The organism is Acidithrix ferrooxidans, from assembly GCF_000949295.1.
GTDB lineage: Bacteria > Actinomycetota > Acidimicrobiia > Acidimicrobiales > Acidimicrobiaceae > Acidithrix > Acidithrix ferrooxidans.
In genome coordinates this window covers 1-8,529 of sequence record NZ_JXYS01000119.1, presented here as the reverse complement: position 1 = coordinate 8,529, position 8,529 = coordinate 1, and the positions used below count along the sequence as shown (strand labels likewise).

The 8,529-nt window shown below is 56.3% G+C and carries 11 protein-coding genes and 1 pseudogene; 4 read left to right on the top strand and 8 right to left on the bottom strand.

The window, feature by feature from the left end:
- Positions 1-546, top strand: a pseudogene (locus AXFE_RS16325) (IS1595-like element ISAxf1 family transposase); the annotation flags it as partial.
- Positions 547-588: 42 nt separating this feature from the next.
- On the opposite strand, the gene AXFE_RS16320 reads toward AXFE_RS16325, so the two are convergent.
- From AXFE_RS16320 to AXFE_RS16290, 7 genes are all read right to left on the bottom strand, one after another.
- Complete coding sequence (locus AXFE_RS16320; protein ID WP_160291912.1) at positions 589-1,671, bottom strand: tyrosine-type recombinase/integrase; 1,083 nt, start codon at positions 1,669-1,671, stop codon at positions 589-591.
- Between the two features lie 234 nt (positions 1,672-1,905).
- Positions 1,906-2,931: a site-specific integrase gene (locus AXFE_RS16315; protein WP_052606998.1), complete on the bottom strand. Its 1,026-nt coding sequence runs from the start codon at positions 2,929-2,931 to the stop codon at positions 1,906-1,908.
- A gap of 54 nt (positions 2,932-2,985) precedes the next feature.
- Complete coding sequence (locus AXFE_RS16310) at positions 2,986-3,264, bottom strand: helix-turn-helix domain-containing protein (RefSeq protein ID WP_200891326.1); 279 nt, start codon at positions 3,262-3,264, stop codon at positions 2,986-2,988.
- A gap of 172 nt (positions 3,265-3,436) precedes the next feature.
- On the bottom strand, positions 3,437-3,961 hold the full coding sequence (locus AXFE_RS16305) for a hypothetical protein (RefSeq protein WP_052606997.1): 525 nt from the start codon (positions 3,959-3,961) through the stop codon (positions 3,437-3,439).
- Positions 3,958-4,167: a hypothetical protein gene (locus AXFE_RS20895; RefSeq protein WP_235347895.1), complete on the bottom strand. Its 210-nt coding sequence runs from the start codon at positions 4,165-4,167 to the stop codon at positions 3,958-3,960. Before AXFE_RS20895 ends, AXFE_RS16305 begins: the two co-directional genes overlap by 4 nt.
- 127 nt (positions 4,168-4,294) lie before the next feature.
- Positions 4,295-6,064 carry a type IV secretory system conjugative DNA transfer family protein gene (locus AXFE_RS16295; protein ID WP_052606995.1) on the bottom strand — a complete coding sequence of 590 codons (1,770 nt, stop codon included), beginning with the start codon at positions 6,062-6,064 and terminating at the stop codon, positions 4,295-4,297.
- Entirely contained in the window at positions 6,061-6,507 is a 447-nt protein-coding gene (locus tag AXFE_RS16290) for a hypothetical protein (protein WP_052606994.1), read from the bottom strand. The genes AXFE_RS16295 and AXFE_RS16290 overlap by 4 nt, the downstream gene beginning before the upstream one ends.
- A 155-nt stretch (positions 6,508-6,662) precedes the next feature.
- On the opposite strand from AXFE_RS16290, the gene AXFE_RS16285 reads away from it, so the two are divergent.
- The 3 genes from AXFE_RS16285 to AXFE_RS20180 all read left to right on the top strand — a co-directional run bounded on the left by AXFE_RS16285 (position 6,663) and on the right by AXFE_RS20180 (position 7,911).
- A complete protein-coding gene (locus tag AXFE_RS16285; protein ID WP_152626174.1) occupies positions 6,663-7,223 on the top strand; it encodes a hypothetical protein in 561 nt (186 codons plus the stop codon).
- Between the two features lie 69 nt (positions 7,224-7,292).
- Positions 7,293-7,730 carry a hypothetical protein gene (locus tag AXFE_RS16280; protein WP_052606992.1) on the top strand — a complete coding sequence of 146 codons (438 nt, stop codon included), beginning with the start codon at positions 7,293-7,295 and terminating at the stop codon, positions 7,728-7,730.
- Positions 7,731-7,734: 4 nt separating this feature from the next.
- Positions 7,735-7,911, top strand: a complete 177-nt coding sequence (locus tag AXFE_RS20180; RefSeq protein ID WP_160291910.1) for a hypothetical protein — start codon at positions 7,735-7,737, stop codon at positions 7,909-7,911.
- 20 nt (positions 7,912-7,931) lie between these two features.
- Here AXFE_RS20180 and AXFE_RS16275 read toward each other — a convergent pair whose 3' ends face one another.
- Positions 7,932-8,249, bottom strand: a complete 318-nt coding sequence (locus AXFE_RS16275; RefSeq protein ID WP_152626173.1) for a hypothetical protein — start codon at positions 8,247-8,249, stop codon at positions 7,932-7,934.
- Positions 8,250-8,529: the final 280 nt, after the last annotated feature.

The following is an 8,529-nucleotide window of genomic DNA, read 5'->3' as shown; positions in this document are numbered from 1 at the left end:
AAACTTGGAGGAAACGTCTGAGTAGATGAGTTCTTTTTAGGTGGTGAGAGCCATGGCGAAGGCAGAAGAGGAAAGGGAACAAAACAAACCAATGTCCTAATTGGAGTGTCGATTAGCAATGGTGCTCCTACTCATTGCTTCATGGAAGTAATCAAAGATACCACTGCTAAATCACCCAAAGATGTTTTTGTGAGACGTTTAGATTCCGATACCAAGCTGATAAGTGATGGTAACCCAAGTTACGGGGTATGTGCTCGAGACCTTGGACTAGCGCATTCGATCACTCTATCCAAAGACGAACAAGCACATGTAACATTCAAATGGCTCAACATCCTGATAGGGAACTGCAAGAAATTTATCGACGGAACATACCACGGACGTGAGGAACATAAGCAATTTTACCTCGAGGAATTCGCATACCGATTCAACCGAAGGCACTTTGAAATGTCATTGGTAGAGCGACTTCTCAATACATGTGTGTTTGCGTCTCCACATCCGCTACTCCGCGAATCTGATTCCAAAATGGCTCTTGCTTACGAAACTTGATAAGTATGTTCCAGAATGAGCGGCGCTAAGTGCGAAGTGAACTCAGTCATTGGAGAACACCTCCTCGGCCACTGGCCACCTCACGATGCTGAGCGCACAGTCCTTCAAATGTGTAAAGTCGGCGCTGAGATAGGGCCCTAGGGAATTGGGCGATGTGTGGCCGAGGGTCCGGCTGATGACCGGCTGGGGAACGCCCTGGCCCAAAAGGGTGGTCGCTAGATGGTGCCGAAAGAGATGTAGTCCCCGTCGATCACCAAAGGATTGTCGGATGCCGCTAGAGCGCATTATCTGCGCTGCGACGTTGCCAAGACTCCTACTTTGTAATCGTTCATAGGGCCGACGTTGGGACAGGAAAATGTATCGACTGTCTGTTGATGGACGCTCATGGGTTAGAAAATCATAGAGGGCATTGCCGACGCCGGTTGTCAAGGGGAGCTCCAGTGGCACCGTTGTTTTCTGCTGGCGAATGGTGATGACGTCCCGATCCCAATCAAGGCAATCAAGGGTCATGGCCGCGATATCGCAACTTCGTAACCCTGTATACAGCGCGAGCATCCCGATGGCTTTATCGCGCAGCGTTAGTGCGGGGTTCTCGGGTGCGAGGGCCGCCTTCACCTTATCGATCTCTTCAGGGGTGAGATACGGAATGTTCTTGCGCGTTTCCCGTAATGCCGGTAGAAAGGTCAAAATTCGCTTGCACAGGTCTTCGTGGTCGGAGAGACCCGCTTTCAAGACCGCCATAACACTTTTCTTGTACGAAGCACTCCGTCGTAGGGTGCCATCCGAAGACAGAAAGACCGATAGCACTGCCGCTTGGGTTACGTTCATGAGGCGATCGATGCCCTGGTTCTGAAGGGCCAAGAAAAAGGTCGCAGCCTGATGCGATTCGGTGTCGATGGTGGTTGGTTTCTTGCCCTGTTGGGCTGCAATGGCACCGTAGTCGTCAATGATCGATCGGAATTCGGGTGATAGTAATGGGTAAGCGCCTCGTGGAAAAAGCTCATGACGCCGCCGACCATCTGGGAATCGGTGATAGAGATCAAACTGTTCAATAGCGCCAATGATCGTGCGTTTATCCCGGAGATACCCGACAGAGCGCGAGGTGTAGGTATAGTCCCGATACACATCTGCATAACAGGACCAGGCCGCGGAATCCGCCCGAGCCAATATTTGTTTCAACTCCCGGGCGAACCGTTCCACGTAGAGTTTCGAGTAGCCGTGGTCTTCCATGTAGGCAAGAAGCTCGGGATAGTGATCCCGCAGGTTTTGTATATCCATAGGAATGCCCTTCTTTAGATTGACAAAGTGGAGCATACAATGAAATAAAATCCCAACCTTTTCTCTCAAAGCTGGCCGGTGTCAGATTGTTTTGGGGGCCAAGGTTGGGATTTTATTAAGGTTGGGATAACGAAGTTCGTGAATCGACCAGTGTCCCAGTCCCGCCTTCTCGGTGATTCGAGGGACGCCCTTGCCGAAATCGCCCGGATCCAGGGGGCGTCCATAGGTAGAGGTGAAGATGAGATTCTCGTCGTTACGCCACGCCTCACCGCGAAGCAGGGCCTCCTCCTCTTGATCTCGGCGATGACCTTCGAGCAGATCGACCAGCGGCGGCGAGAGGTGCAGCGTGCGCCGACTCCCCTTGGTCTTCAGATCGCTCAAGTGCACGCCGGAGTTATCGCGTACAAGCTGACGACGAACCGTTACCACGACCGCGTCACCGGTGATCTCAATATCCGACCACGCGAGACCAATGATCTCGCCGCGGCGCAACCCGAGCAACAAAGCCAACGTGTAGGCCGCCCCGAGTCGGTGTTCCTTACAGACGGCAAGGAACATCTGCGCCTGCTCGGGGGTCATGGTGCGACCCTCACGGTGCGGCAACTTTGGACCCTCCGCGATCGAGGCCACGTTGCGCGTGACCAATCCGTCCTGCTCGGCCATGCGAAGTGCCCGGCGCAGAGTAGCGCGCGCCATTCGCTTGGTGGACGGGGAGAAGCCACTCTCACCAAGTGCGATCATCATGGCGTTCACGTCAGTGGGCGTCAACTTGTTGAGGCGAATCTTTCCGAGATGGCGAACCAGGTAGAGGCGAACCACGCGTGCGTAGATCTCCTCCGTTCTCACCGACACGGTGCCAGGAATCCGCTTGGATAGCCACGTCTCGAGGTACTGCTCGACGGATAGTCGTTCCGAGGCGAGTTGGGTGCCGTGAAACTTCTGGGGCTGCAATTCTCGCATCTTGTGCAGCGCCTCGGCTTGGGTCTTCGCCTGGAACGTTCGACGCTTGCGCTTCCCGTCCACCCAGCCTAAGTCGATCGACGCGACCCACTTGCCGTCTTTGGTCTTGTAGACCGATCCCTCACCATTGCCTCGGCGACTGGTCATGTGATCTCCTTCATTAGTAGAAAACGTAGGTGATTCGAGAACTCCGTGCTGGATCTAGTACTCACGTCCACCACCCGCCACAAAATCCTCAACATCGCTGACTCTGATCCGTCGCGACCGACCGATGTAGACCGACGCCAGACTGCCCGATTCCAGCAGTTCGTAGACCTTGGAACGACTGATGGAGAGAGCCGCACCGGCTTCGGGCACGGTGAGGAGGAGTTTCCGCACCGGTAGCCCCTGCTGGACGGCGAGGTCTTCAATCATGATCGATTCAACCGAGCGCGTACTGACGTAGTTGGTCAGCGGCGTCAGCGCGACGCCTTGGGTCACAACAGACTCGTTCGCGCAGCACTCGTCCTCACCGTCAGGGCACCACCCACCACGCCAGCACTGCGCACCGGTGGAGCACCTCTTGGTGACGTCCGTATCGAGAGCGAACCCGTCCACGTCGGTGTCGTATGCCACCGGCAAAGAGACTCGCTTCGTCACGGTGTCACCTCTTTCAGTCCCCGAGTTCGCGTTCGACGTCAGCGACCGAACTCAACGCAGCGGCGACTGCTCGACGCCGGCGCTCTGCCACGTCCTTCGCGACGAACGTACGCCAGGCCTCTTCGTCCTCAGCCAGGACTGGTCGACTCGGAAAGTGCTCCGTGGTCGTGCAGCGCAAGTACCCGCTGAAGGTGCGTAATTGATTCGTTGCGTCGCGAAAAGCGCGATGCCATTCCGTCCCCGCGGAGAGGGGTGACGACGCATCGTAGGCCACGCGCTCGTGATCCCTGAGCGCCTGTAACGCTGACACGATGGCCGGGTGTTGATACCAGCACGCTGGCACGTAATGAAAATCCAGCTCGTCGTAGCGTTCGCGCAGGTCCGTGACCCAGGCACGTAACGCCGGCCACTCACGCTCCGCCTCGAAGGGGGTAATCGTCGGCCAGTGAAGAGGCGCCGTCACCTCCTTCGTCGCCACGCGCCGCGCGCTCGCCGGACGAGTCGGACGGCCCGGCACCGAGGGCGTGTGGTCACTCATTGTTCATCCGCCTCGTCGATCCGTCCGTCTAACTTTCGCGTCTCGTCACTCAACAACGTGACCATGGACTTCCCTCGACGTGGTGGTCCCTGATGGCACAACGACACTCCCACCAAGAAGACTTCCTGGGACCCCCACATCCCAACCGGTCCTATCGGAATCAGGTCACCATCAGAAGCGCTGACCTGACCATCCGAGAACGGCACTGGCGGCACGTCACGATGACGCCGCAGCACCTGGGCGCGTGGCGTGGTGGTGGACTCGTCATTGGTCTGCTCACCGTTTTCGGTCGCGAGGAAGCGTCTGTGCCACCACCCCCGTATGACCCGGCGCCTACGCATCGTTGCGCCTCTCACGCAGCACTTTCTCAACCGCCTTCTTGTTCGCGCGCAACTCACGAACTTCCTTTCGCTTGCGCTTGGTCCATGGTTTTAGCGTCAACATGATTGGTTTGGCATTGCGCAACAACAACAGAGCGTGACCCATCGGAATGGAGCGGATCATGGCCGGATCCAAGACGGGGCGCTGGCGCGTGGTCTCTGAGACGCTGGGCGCGGTGCCGTCGCCGCCGTGGTGCGTGGTCGAAGTTTCCGTGACGTCGCGGTCGCCAATCAACCGGGAGATGTCAGAAAGATCGCCGGTACTGCTCGATCCAGGGAGGTACAGTTTGACGTTCATAGAGTCCCAAATTCCCTGGGCCACTTCGAAGCCGAATTGGGCACGCAGTTGGGCGAGCGACTGCACCACGGCGACCGTGGTGATACCGTTTCCCCCGCCAGAAGACGCCACGCCGCCGAGTGACTTTAATGGGTAGTTAGAAATTTCGTCGAGGATCAAGGAAAGTGACGGATTCAGAAATCCGTTACTCGATTTCGACGCCTCGTGATACGCAACGTCGATGACGTCCTGAATCAGGGCTGTGATGAAGTTCTCCATAACCATGCTGCCACCGGCGGTTCCGAGCAAATAGAGCGTTCCTCGTCCGTTGATGAAGTCGAACGGTGAAAAGGCTGCGCCAGGTTCGGGGGTGAGTTGGGTCACGATTTTGGGGTCGAGTAATGGCGCCCAGACCGTACGAACAAACGACCACACAATATCGCGATGTCTCTCGTCAGACGAGATCACCCCATCGAGTGCCTGCGACCACCCTGGGGTCGCGGACGGATTTTCAGCCAAAATCTTGACTGCTTCGCGAGAATTAGAAGCCGACAGGCTCCAGCGAAGTAGATCGGATGCAGTTCGACCCTCGATCGCCCCGGCGTGGAGCAGGCACTGAGTTACTATTTCGGTTTCTTTAACCCACAGACCGGCATCTTTGACTCCTTCGCCAACGCCAGCGCACAACGTGCTCGCTCTACGAATGCTGGTCGAGGGCGACTCGCAGCCCCTCAGGGGCGACCACCTCTTCAGTGGACCCGTCACGCTCGTCACGCTCGTCACGAGCCCCTCCGGATCCATGATCGAAATTTCCCCGATCTTGGAGCGTGCGATCATCGTGAGAACGAGATTGTCGATCTTGGTGGAGGTCGTTACCACTGCGCCCGGTGCGTCGAGGATGAAGGGGATGATGAAATTGATTCCCTTACCTGACCTTGGGGGGCCAACGATTCCTATGCTCAATTCATAACTGGAATAGCAATCCACTCGGTGGCTCTTACCAAGAACAAACCCGAGGTCACGTGGCTTCGGCCACTTCACTGATGAACGTATCGTTGCCCGTAAGTGCTTTCTTCCGGCAATGGCTTTCACCTCGCGAGCACTGGCGAATCCGGGGAGCGTGTCCTGATCGGTGGCTCTATCGCGCGAGCGATTCTTCACTCGAGCAATCAGATACCACGGTCCCCCGATCGACACGACGAAAACGAAAACAGTCGATGCCCAGTAGAGGTCTCGAGGGCCGACGGGGACGCCCCATGCCAGTGAAGGGTTACGGAGGTGTGAGATGAAATTGAGCAGCGGCGGCGCGCTATGAATAGGAAAACCATTGCCGGAAAGAAGTGCACTCAGCAGTCCCCCGCCGACGAAGAGAAAATACGCAGCGAGGCACAGCGCGATCACCCAAGCGAATGTGTAGTCATCTTTATGATCGGTTCGCACGCTCACCGCGACACCACACCTTCGCTTGACTGAAGCGCGTCGAACGACACGAATCTCCCGTGGGTGCGTGCGTGAGCAACGACAGCGGACCGATCGCCAATGCGACGCGCACGTTCACCTCGTTCCAAGTTTGAAAGTACGAGCGTCTTCGTCAATGAGGGTCCCGACACCCCACCGGTAATGGTGCCTGCGCCCGACTCGAGTGCGTCGAACCACGTAGCAGAACAGCTTGTTAGTTGGAGAATTAAATGACTTCGCACTCCCGAGGTTGCAATGCCTTTGACGTCAACGAGACGAGGCGAGGTGCCAACCGAGGAATTCCCATAGGCGATCGACGAGTGTGCAGGACTCTTTGCCGCCGGGAGCGATACTGGTACCGGAAGCGAAGCAATGGTGTTCGACGTGAACAGGCCAAGTGACTCATCACTCTCAGTCGAGTACTTCGACACCGGGGGTTAGTGCGCTAACTCCTGGCGTCGTACCGACAACCACTGTTCGAATCCGTTCGATCACCTTGATTCCTCACTAATCTTTCTTTGATTAGTTTAGCAATCAATTATGGATATGCAAACATTGCTTAATAAGATTCCTTGAAGATCCATCGGTGCACTACTGTCGGGTGATGACCACAAAGCAACCACGATCGTCCTGGCCATCCGAAGAGTGGGGACTCTGGTTTCGACCCGGCTATCTAGAGCCGGCCTTCGACGTTCGAAACCCCTCAGACGAGGACGGCTTCGATGCTGCAGTGCTCTTCATCCAAAAGATCAGACCAATTCTTGAGGCGCAGGTTGAAGAGTTCATAACTGAAAGATGTCGCGAGCGACGAGTCGAAGGCCCTAACCTGAGGCGCATCGCCCGGGTTGTTCTTTGGCAGGCGCTGAGCGAACACGACGAGTCGATGATGATCGAGAGTTCGGCTTCGGCTCGCGAGGCCGGCTTGCCCTGGTCAATGTTGTCCGAGGTTACAAACTCCAAGGGACCGTCCAACTTCAGGCGACGGTGGGGAGCCGAGGTCGAAGAAGCAATTGTCAACAGATCCTTCCGTCGCGACGAACACGACCCCCTTTACGGTGACACGAATTACACGACTCCAGAAGTTGTTGACGCTCCTCGAAAGGCGAACCGCAAGGCCGCAGCTAGAACGCCGCCTGCCGGAGCGTGACGAATATGAGTACGAGAAAGCTGACAGCGCTCAGGGCCGGCGAGTGCGTGAGAAGGGCGTCAAATACCTGTGATTCCAAGAACAGAGGCCCGGTCACATGAGACGGTGCGCAACTGGATCTCACGGTTCACCGACAACGCTTTCGTCACGGAGCTGATCGGCACGCAGGTCCTTTTTAACTTCGACGACCCGAGTTTTAGTCAACGTCGTCACTCGAGGTCATCTGCTCGGCGCAGATCTCGGACCCTGAGCCTCTCGCACACCCATCAATCCAACCCTGCACAACTCTCGGTGTCAATGGCGTCCATCGCGTTGCGGCGAGGAGTCTCTCATCAGCGGAGCGAGGGCGATGGAATTGACATCGTAGGGAACGCCGTACTCACCTTGAATGTCACCAGCGACGACGTGATCACGAAACCATCCTCACCGTCAACGTCGATGTCATCGTCATTTGACGCGTCCGGCAACAATGATAAAGAGTTCGGCTTCGCGACGTGGCTTGTCTAAGTCAATGTCGCCTGAGGTTACAAACTCTAAGGGACCAATCCAACTCCACTGTCAACGGTGGGGAGTCGGCGTCGAAGAACCAACTGTTCATATGGCCATTCGACGTGGCCAACATGAGCCGGCGGCCCCGGCATACGGCGACAGGGATTGCACGATCTCGGATACGAACGGCGCTAACTAACGCTCACCCGTCGCGCGACCCTAGTTAAGATCCTCCAAGATTTCTTTAACGAACTCTTCGCCTCCCGCAAGATGCACAAGCAACTTTAAGCCGTTAACAAAAACCAACTCCACAAACATGCGCGTGGCCTCGTCCCCATCACCGTGATTGGGAACAAAACTCACCGGCACGGCATATAACACCAAGTCCAGATTGATTCTCGTCCATTTTGGATTGAGATCACCTTTCATACCCTGGTGATTCTCTTCTAATGGAGTCGAGTCATAAACATTGACTTTGATGAAATTTGACATACCTGGAACTGTAACTGGCATGTCGGCCCCAACGACCATTGTCAATCCAACTTACATCTACCGTCGGGGCGGCGAGTTGAGGGTCTGACCATCTCTACGGAGTGAGGGTGCCTGCGGAGTGAGGTGTGCCTGCGGAGTGAGGTGTGCCAGTGGAGTGAGGTGTGCCAGTGGAGTGAGGTGTGCCAGTGGAGTGAGGTGTGCCAGTGGAGTGAGGTGTGCCAGTGGAGTGAGGTGTGCCAGTGGAGTGAGGTGTGCCAGTGGAGTGAGGTGTGCCAGTGGAGTGAGGTGTGCCAGTGGAGNGAGGTGTGCCAGTGGAGTGAGGTGT

Coding starts and splice junctions, on each gene's coding strand:
- AXFE_RS16315 (WP_052606998.1), bottom strand. CDS start 2,931: ATGACCAGTCGCCGAGGCAATGGTGAGGGATCGGTCTACAAGACCAAA.
- AXFE_RS16305 (WP_052606997.1), bottom strand. CDS start 3,961: ATGAGTGACCACACGCCCTCGGTGCCGGGCCGTCCGACTCGTCCGGCG.
- AXFE_RS20180 (WP_160291910.1), top strand. CDS start 7,735: ATGTCGCCTGAGGTTACAAACTCTAAGGGACCAATCCAACTCCACTGT.